The sequence below is a fragment of the Aeromonas sp. R9-2 genome, assembly GCF_040908025.1.
Classification (GTDB): domain Bacteria; phylum Pseudomonadota; class Gammaproteobacteria; order Enterobacterales; family Aeromonadaceae; genus Aeromonas; species Aeromonas veronii.
This window is the reverse complement of the sequence record NZ_JBFOCX010000024.1, coordinates 41299-65026: the sequence shown is the minus strand read 5'-3', so window position 1 is coordinate 65026 and position 23728 is coordinate 41299. Positions and strand designations below refer to the sequence as shown.

The following is a 23728-nucleotide window of genomic DNA, read 5'->3' as shown; positions in this document are numbered from 1 at the left end:
CGCTCTTCTCCCGCCTGTGCCCCCTGCACGTGATATCGACCTGATCCGGCTTCGCCCGCGGCATTTACCCCTTTCAGGTGATGACGAGGAGCAGCTCTCTGCGCTTTCCAGGCCTTTCCCACCCGCCATAACCAGCAAAAAAGTGCGCTTCTTAACAAAATTTAATTACCGGTTAACCGATTAATAATTAACCCGTAAAAATGACATGTAAATCAGTGCGAAAGTGTCATAATGCGTAACATTATTGTTAAGTCGCTTGATTAATTTGGTTAGGAAAAACCTCTATGTTTGCTGATATTTCTGCTCAACATTGGGCTTTTGCCATTTATGTCATCGGTGCCATCACCATCTGTCTGGTGATGATAGGCCTCGCCGCCCTGCTGGGAGGTCGTGCCTACGGCCGCACCAAGAACAAGCCATTTGAATCTGGTGTCGACTCGGTCGGCAGTGCCCGCCTGCGTTTTTCCGCCAAGTTCTATCTGGTCGCCATGTTCTTCGTCATCTTCGACGTCGAGGCGCTCTACCTGTTTGCCTGGTCTGTCTCCGTGCGGGAGAGCGGCTGGGTCGGCTTTATTGAAGCCACCATTTTCATCGGACTGCTGCTTATCGGCCTGATCTACCTCTGGCGCATCGGCGCACTGGACTGGTCACCGCGCAAACCGCAGCTGAACAACAAAAACAGTGATTGAACCACAGACCCTTTCCTTGAGGTTGCACCATGAAGTACACCCTGACCCGGATTGACCCGGATGCACCCGTTGAGCGCTACCCCCAGGAGCAGCGCCAGACCGTCGATGACCCACTGGCGCAAGAAGCGACGCGCGGCATCATGATGGGCCGCCTCGAGGAGGTGCTGCAAGACACAGTCAACTGGGGCCGCAAAAACTCCCTCTGGCCTTACAACTTCGGCATCTCCTGCTGCTACGTGGAGATGTGTACCGCCTTCACCTCCCCCCACGATGTGGCCCGCTTCGGCGCCGAAGTTATCCGCGCTTCGCCCCGTCAGGCCGATTTCATGGTGATTGCAGGGACTCCCTTCATCAAGATGGCGCCAGTCATCCAGCGCCTGTATGAACAGCTGCTCGAACCCAAGTGGGTGATCTCCATGGGGGCCTGTGCCAACTCCGGCGGCATGTATGACATCTATTCCGTGGTGCAGGGGGTGGACAAGTTCCTGCCGGTCGACGTCTACATTCCGGGTTGCCCGCCCCGTCCCGAAGCCTTTTTGCAAGCCCTGATGCTGCTGCAGGATTCCATCGGCAAAGAGCGCCGCCCCCTCTCCTGGGTGGTGGGCGATCAGGGGATCTACCGTCCCCAGATGCAGGCCGAAAAAGAGCGCAAGCGCGGCGAACGGATCAATGTGACCAACCTGCGCACGCCGGATGAGATCTGACCATGAAACTGACTCGTGATTTTCCCAGCAATTACGCCATGGCCCAGTGGCAGCCCAGCGACCACAAGGATGCCAAAGTCATTGGCGAACTGTTTGCCCACTTCGGGGCCGAGCACTTCACCGTGCAGACCACGCGCACCGGCGTGCCGGTGGTCTGGCTTCCCCGCGAACTGCTTCAGGATGTGATGGGCTTTTTGCGCAAGGTGCCCTCCCCGTTTGTGATGCTGTTTGATCTCAGCGCCACCGACGAGCGGCTGCGCAGCCATCGCGACGGTCTGCCCCAGAGCGATTTCACCGTCTTCTATCACCTCATCTCCATCGACCGTAACGCCGATGTGATGTTGAAAGTTGCGCTGGCCGAGAGTGACCTGCATCTGCCCACCATCACCAACCACTTCCCCAATGCCAACTGGTACGAGCGGGAAGTGTGGGATCTGATGGGAATCACCTTCGATGGCCATCCCCATCTGACCCGGATCATGATGCCCAAGAGCTGGCAGGGTCACCCGCTGCGCAAGGATTACCCGGCGCGCGCTACCGAATTCGATCCCTTCATGCTCGATGCAGCCAAACAGGACATGGAGCAGGAGAACCTGCTGTTCAAACCGGAAGAGTGGGGGCTGGCCCGCGGCAACGAGAATGAGGACTACATGTTCTTGAACCTCGGCCCCAACCACCCCTCTGCCCACGGCGCCTTCCGGTTGGTGTTGCAGCTCGATGGCGAGGAGATCCGCAACTGCGTGCCCGACATCGGCTACCACCATCGCGGTGCCGAGAAGATGGGCGAGCGCCAATCCTGGCACAGTTACATCCCCTATACCGACCGGGTCGAGTATCTGGGCGGGGTGATGAACAACCTCCCCTATGTGCTGGCGGTCGAGAAGCTGGCCGGCATCAAGGTGCCGCAGCGGGTCGACATGATCCGGGTAATGATGGCGGAGCTGTTCCGCATCCAGAGCCACCTCTTGTTCCTCGGTACCTATATTCAGGACGTGGGGGCCATGACCCCGGTCTTCTTCACCTTCACCGATCGGCAGAAGATCTACACCATCATCGAAGCGATCACCGGTGCCCGCATGCACCCGGCCTGGTTCCGTATCGGCGGTGTGGCCCACGACCTGCCGAAGGGATGGCAACGGCTGGTGCAGGACAACCTGTTGAGCTGGTTGCCCAAGCGCTTGATGGATTACGAAAAAGCGGCGATGCGCAACAGCATTCTGCGCGGTCGAACCATAGGCGTCTCTGCCTACACCACCGAGCAGGCGTTGTCCTGGGGCACCACGGGGGCCGGATTGCGCGCCACCGGCCTCAACTTCGACGTGCGCAAGTGGCGCCCCTACTCCGGTTACGATCAGTTCGACTTTGAAGTGCCGGTCGGCAGCAATGGCGATGCCTACGACAGAGCCACCGTGCGGATCGAGGAGATCCGCCAGAGCATGTCGATCATCGAGCAGTGCATGAAAAACATGCCGGAGGGCCCCTTCAAGGCGGATCACCCCCTCACCACCCCGCCGCCCAAAGAGCGCACCCTGCAGCACATCGAGACCCTGATCAACCACTTCCTGCAAGTGTCTTGGGGCCCGGTGATGCCCGCTGCCGAGTCGTTCCAGATGATTGAGGCGACCAAGGGGGTCAACAGTTACTACCTGACCAGTGACGGCTCCACCATGAGCTACCGGACCCGGATCCGCACCCCGAGCTTTGCTCACCTGCAGCAGATCCCCTCGGTGATCAAGGGCAACATGGTGTCGGACCTCATCGTCTATCTGGGCAGTATCGATTTTGTTATGTCGGATGTGGACCGTTAAGTGATCCGCCCTCCCGGCCATGGCCGGGAATTGGGATCGCCGGACGAGCAGTAAAAGGACAAGCCACCAAAGGTCAAGTCATGAGCCAGCAATGTCAGTGTCACAATAATCAGACCCCACAGGGGCAAGGGGCATGCAGCAGCAAACAGGACGACTTCGTTCTGAGCCAGGCTGAACGCGATGCCATCGAACACGAGAAACACCACTACGAAGATCCCCGCGCCGCCAGCATCGAAGCGCTCAAGATCGTGCAGCAGGCCAGAGGCTGGGTACCCGACGGTGCCATTCACGCCATCGCGGCCGAGCTCGGCATTCCCGCCAGCGACGTGGAGGGGGTCGCCACCTTCTATAGCCAGATCTTCCGCCAGCCGGTGGGGCGCCACATCATTCGCGTCTGCGACAGCATGGTCTGCTACATCAATGGCCATGAAGATCTGCTGGCCGGTCTCAAGGAGGTGATGAACCTCGGCCCCGGTCAAACCTCCCCGGATGGCCGCTTCACCCTGCTGCCGGTCTGCTGCCTTGGCAACTGCGACAAGGGGCCAGCGATCATGATCGATGACGACACCTATGGCGGCCTCGATCCGGTGACCTTGCTGAAAACGCTGGAGGCTTACCCATGAGCCTGCCGCAGAACAAGATCCTCGCCTCTCTTGGCACCGCCAATCGCACCCCGCGTGCCCCCGAGACCCACCCGCTCACCTGGCGGCTGCGGGATGACGGCCAGCCGGTGTGGCTGGAGGAGTATCAGGCCAAACAGGGCTATGAAGCCGCCCACAAGGCGCTCGGCCAGATGAGCCCGGACGAGATCGTCAGCACCGTCAAGGATGCCGGCCTCAAGGGGCGTGGCGGCGCGGGCTTCCCCACTGGCGTGAAGTGGGGGCTGATGCCCAAAGACGAGAGCATGAACATCCGTTACCTGCTCTGCAACGCCGACGAGATGGAACCCAACACCTGGAAAGATCGCCTGCTGATGGAGCAACTGCCCCACCTGCTGATCGAGGGGATGATCATCAGTGCCCGGGCGCTCAAGGCCTATCGCGGCTATATCTTCCTGCGCGGCGAGTATGTGGATGCTGCCATCCACCTGCGCCGTGCGGTGGAAGAGGCCAAGGCCGCCGGTCTACTGGGCAAGAACATTCTGGGATCCGGTTTTGACTTCGAGCTGTTCGTCCACACCGGCGCCGGTCGCTACATCTGTGGTGAAGAGACGGCCCTTATCAACTCGCTGGAAGGGCGCCGCGCCAACCCGCGTGCCAAACCCCCCTTCCCCGCCGTCTCCGGCGTCTGGGGCAAGCCCACCTGCGTCAACAACGTCGAGACCCTCTGCAACGTGCCCGCCATCATCGGCAACGGGGTGGCCTGGTATCACGGACTGGCGCTGCCGGGCTCGGAAGATCACGGCACCAAGCTGATGGGCTTCTCCGGCAAGGTGAACAACCCCGGCGTCTGGGAGCTGCCGTTTGGCATCACCGCCCGCGAGCTGTTTGAAAACTACGCCGGCGGAATGAAGAGCGGCTATCGCCTGAAAGCCTGGCAACCGGGCGGCGCGGGCACCGGCTTCCTGCTGCCGGAGCACCTCGATGCCCAGATGTATACCGCCGGTATCGGCAAGGTAGGTACCCGGATGGGGACTGGCCTCGCCATGGCGGTGGATGACTCCATCAGCATGGTCTCCCTGCTGCGCAACATGGAGGAGTTCTTCGCCCGCGAGTCGTGTGGCTGGTGCACGCCCTGCCGCGACGGCCTGCCCTGGAGCGTCAAGCTGCTGCGGGCACTGGAACGTGGCGAAGGGCAATCCGGCGATCTGGCGACCCTGGAGCAACTCTGCGGTTTCCTTGGCCCGGGCAAGACATTCTGCGCCCACGCACCGGGCGCCGTCGAGCCGCTCGCCAGCGCCATCAAATATTTCCGCTCCGAATTCGAGGCAGGGATCAAAGGCAGCGGTGATAACCGCAAGCCGGTCAAAGGGATCCAGCCCAATCTGCTGGGCGAGCGCTGGTAACGACACCACAGATTTCACAAAACAGGTTTCAGGGAAGTTGTATGGCAACCATTTATGTAGACGGCAAAGAGTACGAGGTAGACGGGGCAGATAACCTGCTGCAAGCCTGTCTGTCGCTGGGTCTGGACGTCCCCTATTTCTGCTGGCATCCGGCGCTGGGTAGCGTTGGCGCCTGCCGCCAGTGTGCGGTGAAACAGTATCAGAATGCCGATGACAAGCGCGGCCGTCTGGTCATGTCCTGCATGACCCCGGCCACCGATGGCAGCTACATCGCCATCGAGGATGAAGAGGCTAAAGAATTTCGCAAGAGCGTGGTGGAGTGGCTGATGACCAACCACCCCCACGACTGCCCGGTGTGTGAAGAGGGCGGCGCCTGCCACCTGCAGGATATGACGGTGATGACAGGCCACAACAGCCGTCGCTACCGCTTCACTAAACGCACCCACCAGAATCAGGAGCTGGGCCCCTTCATCGGTCACGAGATGAACCGCTGCATCGCCTGCTACCGCTGCGTCCGTTACTACAAGGATTATGCCGGTGGCGAGGATCTCGGGGTCTATGGTGCCCACGACAACGTCTATTTCGGGCGGGTCGAGGATGGCACCCTGGAGAGTGAATTTTCCGGCAACCTGGTGGAGGTCTGCCCCACCGGCGTCTTCACCGACAAGACCCACTCCGAGCGTTACAACCGCAAGTGGGACATGCAATTTGCCCCGAGCGTCTGCCAGCAATGTTCCGTGGGCTGCAACATCAGCCCGGGTGAGCGTTATGGCGAGCTGCGCCGCATCGAAAACCGCTTCCACGGCAGCGTCAACCACTACTTCCTCTGTGACCGTGGCCGCTTTGGCTATGGCTACGTCAATCTGGCGGACCGCCCGCGCCAACCGCTGCTCAAAGATGGCAACGACCAGCTGACCATCACAGTCGATGGCGCCCTCAACCGCGCCGCCGATGCCCTGCGCACGGCCCGTGGCCTCATCGGCATCGGCTCGCCCCGCGCCTCGCTGGAGAGCAACTTTGCCCTGCGCGAGCTGGTGGGGGCAGACAACTTCTACGCTGGTGTCGAGCAGGCCGAGTGGGCCTGTCAGCTGAAGATGCTGCAGATCCTGCAACAGGGCGGCGTGCCGACTCCGAGCCTGCGGGACATGGAAGAGGCTGACGCCATTCTGGTGCTCGGCGAAGATGTCACCATGAGTGCCGCCCGTATCGCGTTGGCGCTGCGCCAAGCCGTCAAGGGCAAGGCTCGCGAGCTGGCCCGCAAGATGAAGGTCGATCTGTGGCAAGTCGCCGCCGTTCAGACCCTGGGTCAGAACGAGCGCTACCCGCTGCTCATCACCAGTCTCGACACCACCCGTCTTGACGATGTGGCGGCCGACAAGCTGCACGCCCCCTATGCCGATCAGGCGCGCCTTGGCTTTGCCATCGCCAACCTGCTCGACCCAGTAGCACCGGCCGTGAGCGACCTCTGCCCCGAGCTGCAGGCACAAGCGACTCGCTGGGCCGAGCTGCTCGGCAACGCCAAGAAGCCGCTCATCATTGCAGGCTCCAGTGCCCGCGATGTGGCGCTGCTTGAGGCGGCCAGCAACATTGCCCGCGCCCTGAAAGGCCGAGGTCTGGAAGCCAGCATCGCGCTGGTTGGCCAGGAGGCCAACTCGCTGGGTCTGGCCATGCTGGGCGCTCAAACCTTGTCAGACAAGCCACTCGAAGCCGCCCTTGCGCGTATCGAGTCAGAAGAGGGGTTGGCGCTGGTCACCCTGGAGAACGATCTCTACCGCCGCGCGCCGCGCAACCGGGTGGATACTGCACTGGCACGGCTGCAGCACCTGCTGGTCATCGACCATCAGGCGACCCCGACCGCCAACAAGGCTGATCTGGTGCTGCCAGCGGCCAGTTTTGCCGAAGCCGATGGCACGCTGGTGAACATGGAAGGGCGCGCCCAGCGCTTCTTCCAGGTCTATGCACCCGCCTTTTACAACGCCGATATTCAGGTGCGTGAAGGGTGGCGCTGGCTGGCGGCGCTGCAAGGGGCGATCGGACGCAAGCCGCTGCGCTGGCAGAACTTCGACCAGGTCAACCATGACTGTGCCACCAGCAATCCGCTGCTGGCTACCATGCTGGAAGCGGCGCCCAATGCAGGCTTGCGGATCCGTGGCATGCGACTGGCCCGTGAGCCGCATCGTTACAGCGGTCGCACCTCCATGCTGGCGGATCAGAACGTCAGCGAGCCGCGGGTAGCGCAAGATCCCGACTCCCCCTTCAACTTCTCCATGGAAGGGTATGCCGGAGCCCGTCAGCCACTGCCGCAAGTGCCGTTCGCCTGGGCGCCGGGCTGGAACTCTCCCTCCGCCTGGAACAAGTTCCAGGATGAAGTGGGTGGCAAACTGCGTGCTGGCGATCCGGGTCGCCGTCTGCTGGAAGCAACAAACCCGCAGGCAGAAGGCAAGGAGCTGCTCGGCTGGTTCACCACCATCCCCGCCCCCTTCAAGGCCGCAGAGGCGCTGCAAGTGGTCAATTATGCCCAGCTGTTTGGCGGCGAGGAGCTCTCCGCTCGCAGCCCGGTCATTCAGGCCCGGATGAACGAACCCGAGCTGGTGCTCAATCCCCTTGATGCGCAGCGTCTGGCCCTCCACGGGGGCAGTCAGGTCTCCTTCTCCTGGGGCGGTAGCCACTGGCAACTGCGTCTGCGGCTTAGCGAGCAGCTGAGCGCCGGTCTGGTGGGGCTCCCCCTTGGGGTGAACGGCCTGCCGACGGCCCTGCAACAAGCCTCAATCACTAACCTGCAGGAGGTGATCGCATGAGCGAGTCGCTGATCGATCTGTTGCTGGAGGTGGGCAAGGCACTGATCGTGCTGGTGGGGATCGTGGGGGCTGGCGCCTTCATGAGCTTCATCGAGCGCCGTCTGCTGGCCCTGTGGCAGGATCGCTACGGCCCCAACCGGGTGGGGCCGTTTGGTCTGCTCCAGCTGGCCGCCGACATGATCAAGATGTTCTTCAAGGAGGACTGGATCCCGCCGTTCGCTGATCGGCGGATCTTTATCCTGGCCCCCATCATCGCCTTCACAGCCTTTATTCTGGCGTTTGCGGTGGTGCCCATCACCCCCACCTGGGGCGTGGCGGATCTCAATGTGGGGCTGCTCTACATCCTGGCCATCGCGGGGCTGGCGGTCTATGCGGTGCTGTTCGCCGGCTGGTCGAGCAACAACAAATACTCATTGCTCGGCAGCTTGCGCGCCTCGGCCCAGACTCTCTCCTACGAGGTGTTTCTCGGGCTATCCCTGATGGGGATTGTGATCCAGACCGGCAGTTTCAACCTGCGGGATATCGTCGAGGCACAGGCAGACTTGTGGAACGTGGTGCCCCAGATCCTGGGCTTTGTCACCTTCCTGTTTGCCGGTGTCGCCGTCACCCACCGTCACCCATTCGATCAGCCAGAAGCCGAGCAGGAGCTCGCCGACGGCTATCACATCGAGTATGCGGGGATGAAGTGGGGTCTCTTCTTCGTGGGCGAATATATCGGCATCGTGCTGATCTCCTCGCTCATCGTGACCCTCTTCTTCGGTGGCTGGCACGGCCCCTGGCTGCCCCCCTTCATCTGGTTTGCCCTGAAGACCGCCTGTTTCATGGTGTTCTTCATCCTGCTGCGGGCCTCCCTGCCTCGCCCGCGCTTTGACCAGGTGATGTCGTTTGGCTGGAAAGTCTGCTTGCCGCTGACCCTGATCAATATGCTGGTCACCGCGGCAGTTGTACTGATAAGTACGCAGTGAGGCACTCAATATGAAAATTGTTAGCATTATTCAGGGTGTCGGCACCCAGTTACGCAGCCTGGCCATGGTCTTCTCCCATGCCTGGCGGCCCCGTGAAACCATCAACTATCCGGAGCAGGCAGTCTATGCGGCCCCCCGCTACCGCGGTCGCATCGTGCTGACCCGCGACCCCGACGGGGACGAGCGCTGCGTGGCCTGCAACCTCTGCGCTGTTGCCTGCCCGGTCGGCTGCATCTCGCTGCAAAAATCCGAGCGGGAAGATGGTCGCTGGTATCCGGAGTTCTTTCGCATCAACTTCTCTCGCTGCATCTTCTGCGGCCTGTGTGAAGAGGCTTGCCCCACTACCGCCATCCAGCTGACACCGGATTTCGAGATGGGTGAGTATCGCCGCCAGGATCTGGTGTACGAGAAGGAAGATCTGCTGATCAGCGGGCCCGGCAAATACCCGGACTACAACTTCTATCGCATGAGCGGGATGGCCATCGACGGCAAGCCGAAAGGGGATGCCGAAAACGAAGCCAAGCCCATCGATGTCAAGAGCCTGCTGCCCTGAGGAGTCAATCATGGAACTGGCATTTTATGCCTCGGCCCTGGTGGCCATTTACAGCACGCTGCGGGTGATCAGCACCAGCAATCCCATGCATGCGCTGCTCAATCTCATCATCTCCCTCATCGCCGTGGCCATGATCTTCTTCTGCCTGGGTGCCGCCTTTGCGGGCGCCCTGCAGGTGATCGTCTACGCCGGCGCCATCATGGTGCTGTTCGTGTTCGTGGTGATGATGCTGAACCTGGGGAGTGCCCAGGCACAGGAGAAAAAGTGGCTCACCCCCATGACCTGGGGGGGCCCAGCCCTGCTCTCGCTGATCCTGCTGGGCTTTCTGGCCCACGGCATTCTCGGGGTGACCGGGGGCCTGATCGGAGTGACCGAGGTGACCGCTAAGCAGGTGGGTGTCGAGCTCTTTGGTCCCTATGTACTGGCGGTGGAGCTTGCCTCCATCCTGCTGCTGGCGGGTCTGGTAACAGCCTATCACCTGGGTCGGGAAGAGAAGAGCGGTGAAGTGCTCTCCGTCCCCCGCACAGCATCCCGCTCTGCACAAGAAGGAGGTCAGCAATGAATGGAATCCCTATGGAGCACGGCCTCCTGCTGGCCGCGGTGCTCTTCTGCATCGGCTTGTGCGGTCTGCTGATCCGCCGCAACCTGCTCTACATCCTGATGAGTATCGAAATCATGATGAATGCCTCGGCACTGGCGTTTGTGGTGGCGGGTAGCCGCTGGGCCCAGGCCGATGGCCAGATCATGTATATCCTGGTGATTTCTCTGGCGGCAGCGGAGGCCAGTATCGGCCTTGCCCTGTTACTGCTGCTCTATCGTCGTTACCACACCCTGAACGTGGACACTGTGAGCGAGATGCGCGGATGAGCCTCTTATATCTGACTTTTCTATTTCCGCTGCTGGGATGGCTGGTGCTGGCCTTCTCCCTCGGCCGGTTTGGCGAGCGTACCTCTGCAATGATCGGGGTAGGCTCCATTGGCCTGTCGGCCCTCACTACCCTGTGGGTGGGCATCGACTTTCTGGGCAACCCGCCCGAGGGGGGCGTCTATGTCCAGCGCCTGTGGCAATGGATGGCGGTAGGCAACTTTACCCCGAGCTTCTCGCTGGCACTGGATGGCCTGTCGCTGACCATGCTGGGGGTGGTGACCGGGGTGGGTTTCTTTATACACCTGTTCGCCTCCTGGTATATGCGCGGTGAAGAGGGCTACTCCCGCTTCTTTACCTACACCAACCTCTTTATCGCCAGCATGCTGTTTCTGGTGCTGGCCGATGACCTGCTGTTTGTCTACCTCGGCTGGGAAGGGGTGGGGCTGTGCAGCTACCTGCTGATCGGCTTCTACTACAAGGATCCCAAGAACGGCGCAGCGGCCCTCAAGGCATTTGTCGTGACCCGGGTGGGTGATGTCTTCCTCGCCATCGGCCTGTTTATCCTCTATCGGGAGCTGGGCACCCTCAATATCCACGAGCTGCTGGTTCGTGCCCCGACCCTGTTTGCCGAGGGCTCCCCTGCCCTGTCGCTGGCCTGCCTGATGCTCTTGGGCGGCGCGGTCGGCAAATCGGCACAGCTGCCGCTGCAAACCTGGCTGGCGGATGCGATGGCAGGCCCGACCCCTGTCTCAGCGCTGATCCACGCCGCCACCATGGTGACCGCCGGTGTCTACCTGATTGCCCGTACCCACGGCCTGTTCCTGCTGGCGCCAGAGATCCTCCATCTGGTCGGGCTGGTTGGCGCTATCACCCTAGTGCTGGCAGGCTTTGCCGCGCTGGTTCAGACCGATATCAAGCGGATCCTCGCCTACTCCACCATGAGCCAGATTGGCTACATGTTTCTGGCACTGGGTGTCGGCGCATGGGAAGGGGCCATCTTCCACCTGATGACCCACGCCTTCTTCAAGGCGCTGCTGTTCCTCTCCGCCGGTGCCGTCATCGTCGCGACCCACCACGAGCAGAACATCTTCAAGATGGGGGGCCTGCGCAAGAGTTTGCCGCTGGTCTATGCCTGCTTCCTGGTGGGGGGCTCTGCGCTGGCGGCGTTGCCGCTGGTCACTTCCGGTTTCTACAGTAAGGACGCCATCCTGTGGCAAGTAGAAGCCTCTGGCCAAAGCGCGCTACTGTGGGCAGGTCTGCTAGGGGCATTCCTCACCTCGCTCTACACCTTCCGGCTGATCTTTATCGCCTTCCATGGCAAAGAGCAGACCAAAGCACATGCGGGCCACGGTCTGGCTCACCATCTGCCGCTGCTGGTATTGCTGGTGCTCTCCACCGGCATAGGCGCGCTGATCACCCCGCCACTGGCAGGTGTACTACCCGCAGGCCCGGGGGACCATATCGAAGAGGGTCGCCATGCGCTGGAGGTAGCCTCCGGCATCATTGCCATTGCTGGCATTGTGCTGGCCGCGTTTCTGTTCCTTGGTGAGCGCCGTCTGGCCACCTCCATTGCCAACAGCGCGCCGGGCCGCCTGCTCAGCACCCTCTGGTTCAACGCCTGGGGCTTTGACTGGCTCTACGACCAGCTGTGGGTCAAACCCTATCTGCTGGCGACCCGGCTGCTGGCCCGAGACCCGCTGGACTGGATGATGGGCCTGCCCGCCTGGTTTGCCCTGCGTGGCAACCAGCTGCTGGCCTGGACCGTGACCGGCAAGTTGCGCTGGTATGCCGCCTCCATGGGGATCGGCGCCGTGCTGGTGCTGGCGCTGTTGCTGCTGGGGTAACGCGATGAACAACCGGACAATCATACAGCCAGGCTGTTTGCTCTCCCTGATGGAACAGGGAGCGCAATCTCATATGAACTTGAACGAGAGCTGATACCGTGACCTTACTCTGGATCTTGCTAATTCCTTTTATCGGCGGCTTGCTCTGCTGGCAGATGGAGCGTCTCGGCGGGCAGTTTGTCCGCTGGGTTGCCCTGCTCTCCATGAGCGCCAGCCTGCTGCTCTCCTGTGCCATCTGGCTAAGTGGTGATTTCTCCCTTGCCACGACCGGCCTCGACAGCGCGGGCGTCTCCGGTGCTGCCTCCGCCTGGGCCGCCGAGTGGCGCCTGCCGTGGATCCCCCGCTTCGGCATCTCTTTGCATCTGGCGGTGGATGGCCTGTCGCTCTTGATGGTGATCCTCACCTGCTTTATCGGAGTACTGGCCATTCTCTGTTCGTGGAAAGAGATCGTGCAGCGCATCGGCTTCTTCCATCTGAACCTGCTCTGGATCCTGGGTGGCGTGCTCGGGGTCTTTATGGCGCTGGATCTGTTCCTCTTCTTCTTCTTCTGGGAGATGATGCTGGTTCCCATGTACTTCCTGATTGCGCTCTGGGGCCACTCGGTCACTGACGGCAAATCACGGATCAACGCCGCAACCAAGTTCTTCATCTACACCCAGGTGAGCGGCCTTATCATGCTGGTGGCCATCATCGGGCTGGTGCTGACCCACCAGCATGCCACCGGAGTCTTCACCTTCAACTATCTGGAGCTGCTCAATACCCCGATGAGCAAGGGCGTTCAGTGGCTGCTGATGCTGGGATTCTTTATCGCCTTCGCGGTCAAGATGCCGCTGGTACCGCTGCACGGCTGGCTGCCGGATGCCCACAGTCAGGCGCCGACCGCAGGTTCGGTGGATCTCGCCGGTATTTTGCTGAAAACCGCCGCCTACGGTCTGCTGCGCTTTGCCTTGCCGCTCTTCCCCGAAGCGTCCGCCGAATTTGCTCCCTACGCCATGGTGCTTGGCCTGATCGGGATCGTCTACGGTGCCATCGTGGCCTTTGCCCAGACCGACATCAAACGGCTGGTAGCCTACACCAGCATCTCCCACATGGGTTTTGTGATGATCGCTATCTACTCGGGTAGCGAGCTGGCCCTGCAGGGCGCCGTGGTGCAGATGATCGCCCACGGTCTCTCGGCTGCCGGCCTCTTTATCCTCTGCGGTCAGCTCTACGAGCGGTTGCACACCCGGGATCTGCGCCAGATGGGCGGCCTGTGGGGACGCCTGCGCTATCTGCCCGGCGTGATGCTCTTCTTCTCGGTGGCGTCGCTCGGCATGCCGGGCACCGGCAACTTTGTCGGCGAGTTCCTGATCCTGGTCGGCAGCTTCCAGGTTGCCCCTGTCATCACGGCAGTCGCCACCTTCGGTCTGGTACTGGCCTCGGTCTACTCTCTCATCATGTTGCAGCGCGCCTGCTTTGGCCCCGCCAAGGATGAGAGCATGCTCAAGGGACTGGATCGCCGCGAGCTGACCATGATGATGGTGATCGCGGGCCTGCTGGTTCTGCTTGGCCTCTATCCCCAACCCGTGATTGACACCGCCAGCAGCAGCCTTATCAACGTGCTGCACTGGTATCTGCTGCCGACTGCTGGAGCCCTGCAATGACTTTCTCCGCTTCCCAACTGCTGGCACTGCTTCCCCTGCTGTTGACCACCGGGGCCATGGCGGCCCTGATGCTGGCCATCGCCTGGCGCCGCTGTGTCACCACCGCCTTTACCGTGACCATTGTTGGCCTCAACCTTGCTCTGTTCTCGCTGCCCATCGTGATGGCGCAGGGGGATCAGGGGGTCACCCCGCTGCTGCAAGTGGACAGTTACGCCGTCTTCTACATGGGACTGGTGCTCATCGGCGCCCTGGCCACCTGTACCTTCGGTCAATCTTGGCTGAAAACCTACCCGGACAACCGGGAGGAGTTCTTCCTGCTGCTGCTGATCGCCACCGCTGGTGGTCTGGTGCTAGCCAGCTCCCGTCACCTCGCCTCTCTCTTTATCGGGATCGAGATGCTGACCCTGCCAATGTTCGGTCTGGTGGGTTACGCCTACCGCGAGCGCCACTCGCTGGAAGCCGCGGTGAAATACATGGTGCTCTCTGCCGCCGCCACCGCCTTCCTGTTGTTTGGCATGGCGCTGCTCTATGCGCAGGCAGGCAGCCTGAGCTTTGCAGCCCTGGGGCAGACCCTGGCCGAGAGCCCGGCTCACCATCCGCTGCTGATGGGCGGTTTGGGGTTAATGCTGGTCGGCTTTGCCTTTAAACTCTCCCTGGCCCCCTTCCATCTCTGGACCCCGGATGTCTACGAAGGTGCCCCGGCACCGGTCGCCACTTTCCTCGCCACCGTCAGCAAGGTGGCGGTCTTTGCCGTGCTGCTGCGCTTCTATCTGGCGGTACCAGCGGCGAGCGATCCCATGATCCACTGGCTGCTGGCAGCCATGGCGGTCATCTCCATCATGGTCGGCAACCTACTGGCCCTGGTGCAGACCAACGTCAAACGGATGCTGGGTTACTCCTCCATCTCCCACTTCGGTTACCTGCTGGCGGTGATCGTGGCGAGCCGATTCGGCCAGATGCCGGTGGAAGCAGCCGGGGTCTACCTGCTGATGTATCTGTTCACCAGCCTGGGTGCCTTTGGGGTGGTGAGCATGATGTCGAGCCCCTATCGCGGCAAGGATGCAGACTCCCTGCACAGCTATCGCGGCCTGTTCTGGAAGCGCCCCTATCTGACTGCCGTACTGACGGTGATGATGTTGTCACTCGCGGGCATCCCGATGACCCTCGGCTTTATCGGCAAGTTCTACCTTATCGGGGTGACGGTCGAAGCCCAGCTCTGGTGGCTCTCCGGTGCCATCGTGCTCGGCAGCGCACTGGGTCTCTACTACTACCTCAAGGTGATGGTGACCCTCTATCTGCGCGAACCGAGTATGCAGCAGCGCGATGCCAGCGCCGACTGGGCTCTCTCCTCCGGTGGTGTGGTAGTGCTGCTCTCTGCCGTGCTGGTGGTGTTGCTGGGGCTCTATCCCCAGCCGGTCATCAGCCTGGTACAAGGGTTCCAGCACGTGGTATTGCAGTAACCTTTACCGTCGCTACCCCTCATTACCCGCAAAACCGGCAGCCTTGGCTGCCGGTTTTCTATTTGCGGGCCGACAGCATCGCGCACTCCGCGAGCCAGCAAATGACAGATCAATCAGCGAGGGTGATGCCCATCATGGTTTTTGCCATACAACCAGAACCGGGCGAGATCCTCATACCCTCTTGAATTCCTTATTGATATATTGGTTATATTCTGGAATGGAGTTCAGATTGATGAAGCAACACTACGTTTGCCAATTTAACCCGACAGAACTGGCTGCCACGCTGGCACCCTTGCAAGGAGGCAAGCTGACCATACTGCTGGCCGAACAGGATTGCGCTCAGGTCCCCCTGTTGCAGCAGTTGTGCCGCGACTTCAACATCGCCCTGGATGGCGCCATCTTCCCCCAGCTGATCGGTGCGCAAGGATTGTTGCCGCAAGGGGCCTGGCTACTGCCCAGAGCCAACCCCTATCACGCCACACTGCTGCCCCTGACACCGCAGGCCAGCGCAGCATCCCTTGCCCAACTGATTGCGGAACAGGTGGAGAGCATGCTGGCCACCTGGCCAACCCCTTCGCAGCCACCAACCCTGTTTCTGACCTTCGACAACCTCATTCCCAATATCGCCTCCATTCTGGATGCGCTTTATCTGCAACTGGCCAATCGCGTCAACTATGCCGGCGCCAATGCAGGCAGCAGCAGCTTCACCCCCCTTGCCTGCCTGTTCGACAATCAACGGCAACTTGCCTACGGGGTCACCTGCACGCTGCTGCCCAGCAACAGCTTTCCCTTTCTGGAACATGGTTACCAACTCTCGGCCCAACCGATGCTGGCCACCAGCAGTGAAGCGAACAAGATTGCCTACATCGACTGGCAACCGGCCTTTCAAAAATATCAGGGGCTGATCAGCCAGCAATTCCAGCACACTATGGTGCGCGAGGAGCTCTACCGTTTCGTGGTGCACATGCCACTGGGCCTGTTGCGGGCCAACGGGGATGTGATTGTCAGGATCCCCGTCGAGGCAAACGATGACGGCGCCCTGCTCTGCGCCGGCGAGGTCGCAGAGCACAGCATCCTCACTCTGCTGAAGGCGCCGGAGAGTGCCACCGAACATGCCTGCTCACTGGCCAGGCGCCTCAACCAGCAACAAACCCTCACCCGGGCACACTTGTTGGAGGTCTACTACTGCGCGGGACGCCAACTGCACTTCGACCAGCAGACGGTGACCGAGCTGCGCACCCTGCTGACCCACTCGGGGGCCGGCGATCTGGCAGGAGCCCTCTCCCTTGGCGAAATTGGCAGCGTGCGACATGGGGATTACCCCCAATTTCATAACGGCGCCATTCTCTGTAACGGGGCAGTGGTATGAACAACGACCACGCCATGGCCATCGTCTGCGATCTGGCGCTCTGCATCGGGCGTGAAGTCACGTTGGATGCGCTGCTCACAAAGGTACTGCAACGTTTTATGCATCACTGCGCCACGCCGGTTGGCGCGGTATTGCAGCAACAACGGGAGGGATACAAGCTGCTCAAGGTGATCGGCGACGAGCAGCTGCGCCAGCACACCGGCACCACCCTGCCCCTGCCTGGGTGGGTCAGCGAGGAGGAACACTGCCTGCTGCAACAGACGATCCCCCTGCCGGGCAGCCGCCCCTACCAGTTTGCCTATCGGCTCAAGGTTGAAGGGGGTTATCTCATCTTGCTGCTCGCCCCCCAGCCACATCAGCAGATCGTACCCGTCTGCCATCTGTTCAGCCCGGTGCTCGGCAACCTGGCCCGCGCCATTTCCCTCTGCAAAGACAGCGAGCTGCTCGCCCTGCGTCAGCAGGCCGAACTGAAGGATCTGAAACACTTCAACGAATCCCTGCTCAAGGCCATCCCGATCCCGGTGTTCTACAAAGATATCGAAGGGCGATTTCTGGGCTGCAACCAGGCCTTCAATCAGGTGATCGGCCTCGGCAAGGAGGCGCTGCTGGGTCGACGGGTCGAGGAGCTGCTGCCAGTCGGGCTTGCCGAGGCCTACAGCATGCGGGAAGCCGAATTGCTGCGAAGTCGCCAGCCCCAGTGCATCGAACAGCAGTTGCATGACCGCAATGGCATGCGCTATCAGGTCATCTGTTTCAAGGATCTCTTCTATGACCATCAGGGGATGGTTGCCGGCATCATCGGCACCCTGGTCGACATCACCCGCCTCAAGGAGAGCGAGCGCCACCAGCGTGACCTGCTGTTCCAGACCATCAGTGCCCTCGCCAGCGCCATCAGCCACAAGGATCGCAACAGTGTGGGCCATGAGCTGAGGGTGCGCGATTTGGCACTGGCCATCGGGCAGGCCATGCAACTGCGGCAAGAGCGGCTGGATGCGCTGGGACTGGCGGCCATGGTGCACAATATCGGCCTGCTGCAGATCCCCACCGAGATCATCACCCGCCCACGTGAATTACGGCCGGTGGAGTTCGAACTGATCAAGCAGCACCCCCAGGCCGGCCACGATATTCTCAAACAGATCGACTTCCCCTGGCCCATCGCCACCATAGTGCTGCAGCACCACGAAAACCTCGATGGCAGCGGCTATCCGCAGGGGCTGGCGGGCAACGCAATTATCCTGGAGGCGCGCATTATCCGGGTGGCCGACTCGCTGATCGCCATGACCTCCCATCGCCCGTTTCGCCGGGCCATGCCTCTGAGTGACGCCATTGCCGAACTGACCCGCTATGCCGGGATCCATTACGATGAAAAAGTGGTCAACAGCTGTATCGTACTCTGGCAGACCGGCTACCACTTCGGCCCTCCCATCAGTCAACTTGCAGACAAGGCGGGATAAGATGTCCGAACTCCTCACCTCCTGTGCACTCCCCCACCCACTGACCGATGCGCTCCCCTCCTCGGCGCTGTTGCTGACCCAGGTGATGGATCAGCTTCCCTATCGGGTGCTGCTCAAAGACACCCGATTCAGCTACATTGCGGGCAACCGCCTGCTGGCGGCGGATCTCGCCCTCTCACCAGAGGCACTGGTGGGCAAGAATGACTGCGACTTCTTTCCCCCCGAACTGGTACAACGCTATCGGGAGGATGACGCCCGAGTCATGCGCGAGGGGATACACCAGCACATCGAAGAGCCCTATCTGAAGGGGGGAGAAGCCCGCTGGCTCAGCACCACCAAGTTTCCCCTGCGTGATGAGGCGGGGGTCATCGTGGGGGTCGGCGTCTTCTTCGAAGACATTACCGAGCAGAAGTGGCAGCAGGAGAAACTGCAACAGTACACCTGGACCCAGCAGGCGATCAGCCGCGCCCACCACGCCCTGCTCAAACCGGGCGATGAGCCACAACTGCTGCAGGATATCTGCGATGCCATCGCCGTCGATGACCGTTTTCCGCTGGTCGCAGTGCTGCAAGGCCAGCCCGAACTCGCCCAACCGCCGAGGATCGTGGCGCAGGCAGGCAGTGCCGATGCATCGGAACAAACGCTGTGGTTGAACGATGAGGCCCTCACCCAGGCCATCCTCCACCAGCGGCGTCTCAATCAGGTGATCTTCCACGAGCGGCCCCATACCGGCCACCACCCGTTGCGTTCCCGCCTGCTGATCCCCTTGCCACTGCAGGAGGATCTGGCCGGTGCGCTGATCATTCACAGCGACCAGCCACGGTTGTTCAGCCAGGAGGAGGAGCAGCTCTTCATCCAGCTGACCGACTACCTCACCTATGGCCTGCAGGCGCGCCATACCCAGCAGGCTTATCTGCGCTCGCAACAGGAGAAGATCTTCCATGCCCGCCAGCTGGAGCTGGCACTGGAAGATGCACTGGGTGCCATCGCCGCCGTGCTGGAGCAGCGCGATCCCTATACCGCTGGCCATCAGAAACATGTGGCCAAGCTGGCCCAAGCCATCGGCCGGGAGCTCAGGCTGGAAGAGAAGCGGCTGCGGGGGATCTATCTGGGCGCCATGGTGCACGATATCGGCAAGATCCAGGTACCGGCCGAAATTCTCACCAAACCGGAGCGCCTCACGCCACTGGAGTTCGAGCTGGTCAAGGAGCACCCCGCCATCGGCTATCTGGTGCTCAAGGATATCGACTTCCCCTGGCCCATCGCCCGGATGATCCACCAGCACCACGAGTATCTCGATGGCTCCGGCTATCCGCTGGGACTCAAGGGGGATGAGATCCTGCTGGAGGCCCGCATCCTCACCGTCGCCGATATCGTCGAATCCATGTCCTCTGATCGCCCCTATCGCGCCGCCCTCGGCATTCCCCAGGCTAGGGAGCAGATCATCCAGATGCGCGGCCATCAGCTCGATGAGGATGTGGTGGATGCCTGTCTGCGGATCCTCGACCGGGGAGACTTTATCCCCCAACCGCTCGGCAAGCCGTAACGACACGGATAAAAAAACCGGCCAATTGGCCGGTTTCTGTTTTTATGCGCTGGTGCTGTCTCTATTAACCCAGACGAACCCGGGCGTTGCGGAACATCCGCATCCAGGCACCATCCTCGCCCCAGTTGTCAGGGTGCCAGGAGTTGGCCACGGTGCGGAACACCCGCTCCGGGTGCGGCATCATGATGGTGGCGCGGCCATCGGTGGTGGTCACGGCGGTGATACCATCCGGCGAGCCGTTCGGGTTGGCCGGGTACTGCTCGGTCACGCTGCCGCGATTGTCGACAAAGCTCAGCCCTACCAGACCGCTCTGCTGCAGTGCATTCAGGTGAGCGGCATCTCGCACCTCGACACGCCCTTCCCCGTGGGAAACGGCAATCGGCATCACCGAGCCTGCCATGCCAGCGAAGAAGGCCGATGGGGACTCCTGCACCTCAACCAGACTGAAGCGGGCCTCGAAGCGCTCGGAGCGGTTGCGTACAAAGCGCGGCCAGAGATCGGCACCCGGGATGAGGTCTCGCAGGTTGGACATCATCTGGCAACCGTTGCAGACACCCAGAGAGAGGGTATCGCCGCGCTCGAAGAAGCGCTGGAACTGCTCACGGGCGTTGTCATTGAACAGGATGGACTTGGCCCAGCCTTCCCCCGCCCCCAGCACGTCACCGTAGGAGAAACCGCCACAGGCCACCAGGGTCTGGAACTCCTCCAGCTTGATGCGACCGGAGAGAATGTCGCTCATATGGACATCGACCGCCGCGAAACCGGCACGATCGAACGCCGCCGCCATCTCCACATGGGAGTTGACTCCCTGCTCGCGCAGCACCGCCAGACGGGGGGAGACCCCACGGGCGATATAGGGAGCAGCCACATCCTCGGACGGGTTGTAAGTCAGCTTGGCATGCAGACCCGGATCGGTGGCGTCCTGACGGGCCGCGTGCTCACTGTCGGCGCACTCGGGGTTGTCGCGCAGGCGCTGCATCTGCCAGCTGGTCTCGCCCCAAATGGTGCGAAGGGCGGTGCGGCTGGCACGATAGACCTCCTGACCGCCCCGCTGCAAGGTGATGAGATCCCCTTCGCGCACGGTACCGAGCACATGGGAGCAGGCCGCCAGACCGTGACCGGCCAGCAGGGTCATCACCGCTTCCTTGTCTTCACGACGCACCTGGATGACGGCGCCCAGCTCTTCGTTGAACAGCGCCGGTAGCAGCTCGCCACCGATGCGATCGAGCTGGATGTCGAGGCCGCAGTGGCCGGCAAACGCCATTTCGGTCAGGGTGACGAACAGGCCGCCGTCGGAGCGGTCGTGGTAGGCGATCAGTTTGCGATCAGCCACCAGCGCCTGAATGGCGTTGAAGAAGCCCTTGAGCTGGACCGGATTGTCGAGATCCGGCGCCTTGTCACCCAGCTGGCGATAGACCTGCGCCAACGCCGAGGCGCCGAGGCGCTGCTTGCCATTGCCAAGGTCGATGAGGATAAGGTCGGTTTCACCGAGATCGGTACGCAGTTGCGGCGTGACTGTGTTGCGCACATCCTCGACCCGGGCAAAGGCGGAGATGAGCAGGGAGAGCGGCGAGGTGACGCTGTGCTCCTTGCCATTCTGCTGCCAGCGGGTCTTCATGGACATGGAGTCCTTGCCCACCGGAATGGTGATACCAAGAGCCGGGCAGAGCTCCTCGCCCACCGCTTTGACCGCCTCATAGAGACCGGCATCTTCCCCCGGGTGACCGGCAGCGGCCATCCAGTTGGCGGAGAGCTTGACCCGCTTCAGCGACCCGATGTGAGCCGGCGCCAGGTTGGTGAGCGCTTCCGCTACCGCCATGCGAGCGGAGGCGGCGTGGGAGAGCAGCGCCACCGGGGTACGCTCGCCCATGGACATGGCTTCGCCGTGATAGCTGTCGTAGGTGGCTGCGGTGACGGCGCAGTCAGCCACCGGGACCTGCCAGGGGCCAACCATCTGATCGCGATTGACCAAGCCAGTCACGCTGCGATCGCCGATGGTGATAAGGAAGGACTTCTCCGCTACGGTCGGCAGACGCAGAACCCGCTCGGCCGCGTCACTCAAAGTGATGCCATCGAGCTGGAGCGCTTTGCCCTGTGCTGGGAGGGTCACCACGTCACGGTGCATCTTGGGCGCCTTGCCGAGCAGCACGTCCAGCGGCAGATCGATGGGCTGATTGTCAAAGTGGCTGTCAGAGAGGGTCAGATGCTTCTCTTCGGTCGCGGTGCCGATGACGGCATAGGGTGCGCGCTCACGCTCGCACAGGGCCTTGAACAGCGGCAACTTGTCCTGCGCCACTGCCAGTACGTAACGCTCCTGGGATTCGTTGCACCAGATCTCCAGCGGGCTCATGCCCGGCTCGTCGCTCTGAATGGCGCGCAAATCGAAACGACCGCCACGCTCACCGTCGTTGACCAGCTCCGGCATGGCGTTGGAGAGACCACCCGCCCCCACATCGTGGATAAAGACGATAGGGTTGTCGTCACCCAGCTGCCAGCAGCGATCGATCACCTCCTGGCAACGGCGCTCCATCTCGGGGTTGTCACGCTGCACCGAGGCAAAGTCGAGATCTTCGGCCGACTGGCCGGAGGCCATGGAGGATGCGGCACCACCGCCCAGACCGATGTTCATCGCCGGGCCGCCCAGCACGATCAGCGCCGCGCCGACCGGGATCTCCCCTTTCTGGACATGTTCGGTGCGGATGTTGCCGATGCCGCCTGCCAGCATGATGGGCTTGTGGTAGCCACGCACCTCGACGCCGTTGTGGCTCGGCACCTCCTCTTCGAAGGTACGGAAGTAGCCGAGAATGGCCGGACGGCCGAACTCGTTGTTAAACGCGGCGCCGCCGAGCGGCCCCTCCTGCATGATGTCGAAGGCACTGACGATACGGCTCGGCTTGCCGAAATCCTGCTCCCAGGGCTGCTCGAAGCCGGGAATGCGCAGGTTGGAGACGGAGAAACCGACCAGACCCGCCTTGGGCTTGGCACCGCGACCGGTGGCCCCCTCATCGCGGATCTCGCCGCCGGAGCCGGTGGCTGCGCCCGGGAACGGGGAGATGGCGGTCGGGTGGTTGTGGGTCTCCACCTTCATCAGGATGTCGACCTGTTCCTGGTGATACTGGTATTCGCCGTTGGCCGGGCTCGGGAAGAAGCGGCCCCCCTGGCTCCCTTCCATCACGGCGGCGTTGTCTTTATAGGCAGAGAGGACATGATCCGGCGTCTGCTCGAAGGTGTTCTTGATCATCTTGAACAGCGACTTGGGCTGCTGTTCGCCATCGATGGTCCAGTCGGCATTGAAGATCTTGTGACGGCAGTGTTCGGAGTTCGCCTGGGCGAACATGTAGAGCTCGATGTCGTTGGGGTTGCGACCCAACTTGGTGAAGTTCTCCACCAGATAGTCGATTTCGTCGTCGGCCAGCGCCAGACCGAGCGCCACGTTGGCTTCGGCCAGAGCTGCGCGACCACCGCCCAGCACATCCACCTGGGTGAAGGGGCGCGGCTCGTGGTGAGCAAACAGGGCGGCAGCTTCGCTCATCTCGGCAAACACCACTTCCATCATCCGATCATGGAGCACGGCGGCAATGGCGCTGCGCTGGGCGGCACTCAGCTCACCCTGCCCCTTGATGGTCAGGTAATAGGCAATACCACGCTCCAGCCGCTTGACCTGTTTCAGGCCGCAGTTGTGGGCGATGTCGGTTGCTTTGGAAGACCAGGGGGAGATAGTGCCGGGGCGGGGGGTAACAAGAAACAGCTGACCGCTGGGGGTGTGTTCGGGGATAGTCGGGCCGTAGCGCAAGAGCTGGCCCAAGGTCGCTCGCTCGGGGGGAGAGAGGGGGCTTGTCAGCTCGGCAAAGTGCACATACTCGGCATAGACATCCTCTATCTCTACTCCGCTCTCTACTCCACTCTCGTTTCTCATCTGTGCGAAGCGTTGCAGCAGTTTTTGGACACGAAAATCAGACAGTGCTGGGGCACCACGCAAGATATCCATATGACCTTTCTCACCAAGTTTTAAAGTGGGGGGGA

General features: G+C 61.6%; 17 protein-coding genes. 16 read left to right on the top strand and 1 reads right to left on the bottom strand.

Features of this window, described 5'->3' with window-relative positions; genetic code table 11:
• Nucleotides 1–284: 284 nt before the first annotated feature.
• From AB5Y71_RS09410 to AB5Y71_RS09335, 16 genes are all read left to right on the top strand, one after another.
• Nucleotides 285–689, top strand: a complete 405-nt coding sequence (locus AB5Y71_RS09410; protein WP_005344919.1) for an NADH-quinone oxidoreductase subunit A — start codon at nucleotides 285–287, stop codon at nucleotides 687–689.
• A gap of 29 nt (nucleotides 690–718) precedes the next feature.
• Nucleotides 719–1393: an NADH-quinone oxidoreductase subunit B family protein gene (locus AB5Y71_RS09405; RefSeq protein WP_005344917.1), complete on the top strand. Its 675-nt coding sequence runs from the start codon at nucleotides 719–721 to the stop codon at nucleotides 1391–1393.
• 2 nt (nucleotides 1394–1395) lie between these two features.
• Nucleotides 1396–3201 (top strand): NADH-quinone oxidoreductase subunit C/D, encoded by a 1806-nt coding sequence (nuoC, locus tag AB5Y71_RS09400; protein ID WP_307896641.1) that lies wholly within the window; start codon nucleotides 1396–1398, stop codon nucleotides 3199–3201.
• Nucleotides 3202–3281: 80 nt separating this feature from the next.
• A complete protein-coding gene (gene nuoE / locus AB5Y71_RS09395) occupies nucleotides 3282–3824 on the top strand; it encodes an NADH-quinone oxidoreductase subunit NuoE (RefSeq protein WP_236563533.1) in 543 nt (180 codons plus the stop codon).
• Nucleotides 3821–5206, top strand: a complete 1386-nt coding sequence (gene nuoF / locus AB5Y71_RS09390) for an NADH-quinone oxidoreductase subunit NuoF (RefSeq protein ID WP_368171454.1) — start codon at nucleotides 3821–3823, stop codon at nucleotides 5204–5206. Before nuoE ends, nuoF begins: the two co-directional genes overlap by 4 nt.
• A gap of 41 nt (nucleotides 5207–5247) precedes the next feature.
• Nucleotides 5248–8004: an NADH-quinone oxidoreductase subunit NuoG gene (nuoG, locus tag AB5Y71_RS09385; RefSeq protein WP_368171453.1), complete on the top strand. Its 2757-nt coding sequence runs from the start codon at nucleotides 5248–5250 to the stop codon at nucleotides 8002–8004.
• The gene (nuoH, locus tag AB5Y71_RS09380) at nucleotides 8001–8969 is read left to right on the top strand and encodes an NADH-quinone oxidoreductase subunit NuoH (RefSeq protein ID WP_005337244.1); all 969 of its coding nucleotides are present in this window, start codon (nucleotides 8001–8003) and stop codon (nucleotides 8967–8969) included. Before nuoG ends, nuoH begins: the two co-directional genes overlap by 4 nt.
• Nucleotides 8970–8979: 10 nt before the next feature.
• A complete protein-coding gene (gene nuoI / locus AB5Y71_RS09375; RefSeq protein WP_368171452.1) occupies nucleotides 8980–9522 on the top strand; it encodes an NADH-quinone oxidoreductase subunit NuoI in 543 nt (180 codons plus the stop codon).
• A 10-nt stretch (nucleotides 9523–9532) separates the two neighbouring features.
• The gene (nuoJ, locus tag AB5Y71_RS09370; protein WP_005359828.1) at nucleotides 9533–10084 is read left to right on the top strand and encodes an NADH-quinone oxidoreductase subunit J; all 552 of its coding nucleotides are present in this window, start codon (nucleotides 9533–9535) and stop codon (nucleotides 10082–10084) included.
• Nucleotides 10081–10389, top strand: a complete 309-nt coding sequence (gene nuoK, locus AB5Y71_RS09365; protein ID WP_005337247.1) for an NADH-quinone oxidoreductase subunit NuoK — start codon at nucleotides 10081–10083, stop codon at nucleotides 10387–10389. The genes nuoJ and nuoK overlap by 4 nt, the downstream gene beginning before the upstream one ends.
• Nucleotides 10386–12233, top strand: coding sequence for an NADH-quinone oxidoreductase subunit L (gene nuoL, locus AB5Y71_RS09360; protein WP_368171451.1), 1848 nt, complete (start codon nucleotides 10386–10388; stop codon nucleotides 12231–12233). Before nuoK ends, nuoL begins: the two co-directional genes overlap by 4 nt.
• A 98-nt stretch (nucleotides 12234–12331) precedes the next feature.
• Nucleotides 12332–13876: an NADH-quinone oxidoreductase subunit M gene (nuoM, locus tag AB5Y71_RS09355; protein ID WP_005337249.1), complete on the top strand. Its 1545-nt coding sequence runs from the start codon at nucleotides 12332–12334 to the stop codon at nucleotides 13874–13876.
• Entirely contained in the window at nucleotides 13873–15336 is a 1464-nt protein-coding gene (gene nuoN, locus AB5Y71_RS09350) for an NADH-quinone oxidoreductase subunit NuoN (RefSeq protein ID WP_368171450.1), read from the top strand. The genes nuoM and nuoN overlap by 4 nt, the downstream gene beginning before the upstream one ends.
• Nucleotides 15337–15568: 232 nt before the next feature.
• The gene (locus tag AB5Y71_RS09345) at nucleotides 15569–16705 is read left to right on the top strand and encodes an FIST signal transduction protein (RefSeq protein WP_058058433.1); all 1137 of its coding nucleotides are present in this window, start codon (nucleotides 15569–15571) and stop codon (nucleotides 16703–16705) included.
• Nucleotides 16702–18159: an HD domain-containing phosphohydrolase gene (locus tag AB5Y71_RS09340; RefSeq protein WP_368171449.1), complete on the top strand. Its 1458-nt coding sequence runs from the start codon at nucleotides 16702–16704 to the stop codon at nucleotides 18157–18159. Before AB5Y71_RS09345 ends, AB5Y71_RS09340 begins: the two co-directional genes overlap by 4 nt.
• Before the next feature lies 1 nt (nucleotide 18160).
• Nucleotides 18161–19705 (top strand): HD domain-containing phosphohydrolase, encoded by a 1545-nt coding sequence (locus AB5Y71_RS09335; RefSeq protein WP_368171448.1) that lies wholly within the window; start codon nucleotides 18161–18163, stop codon nucleotides 19703–19705.
• Nucleotides 19706–19769: 64 nt separating this feature from the next.
• On the opposite strand, the gene purL is transcribed toward AB5Y71_RS09335, so the two are convergent.
• On the bottom strand, nucleotides 19770–23693 hold the full coding sequence (purL, locus tag AB5Y71_RS09330) for a phosphoribosylformylglycinamidine synthase (RefSeq protein ID WP_368171447.1): 3924 nt from the start codon (nucleotides 23691–23693) through the stop codon (nucleotides 19770–19772).
• Between the last annotated feature and the right edge of the window lie 35 nt (nucleotides 23694–23728).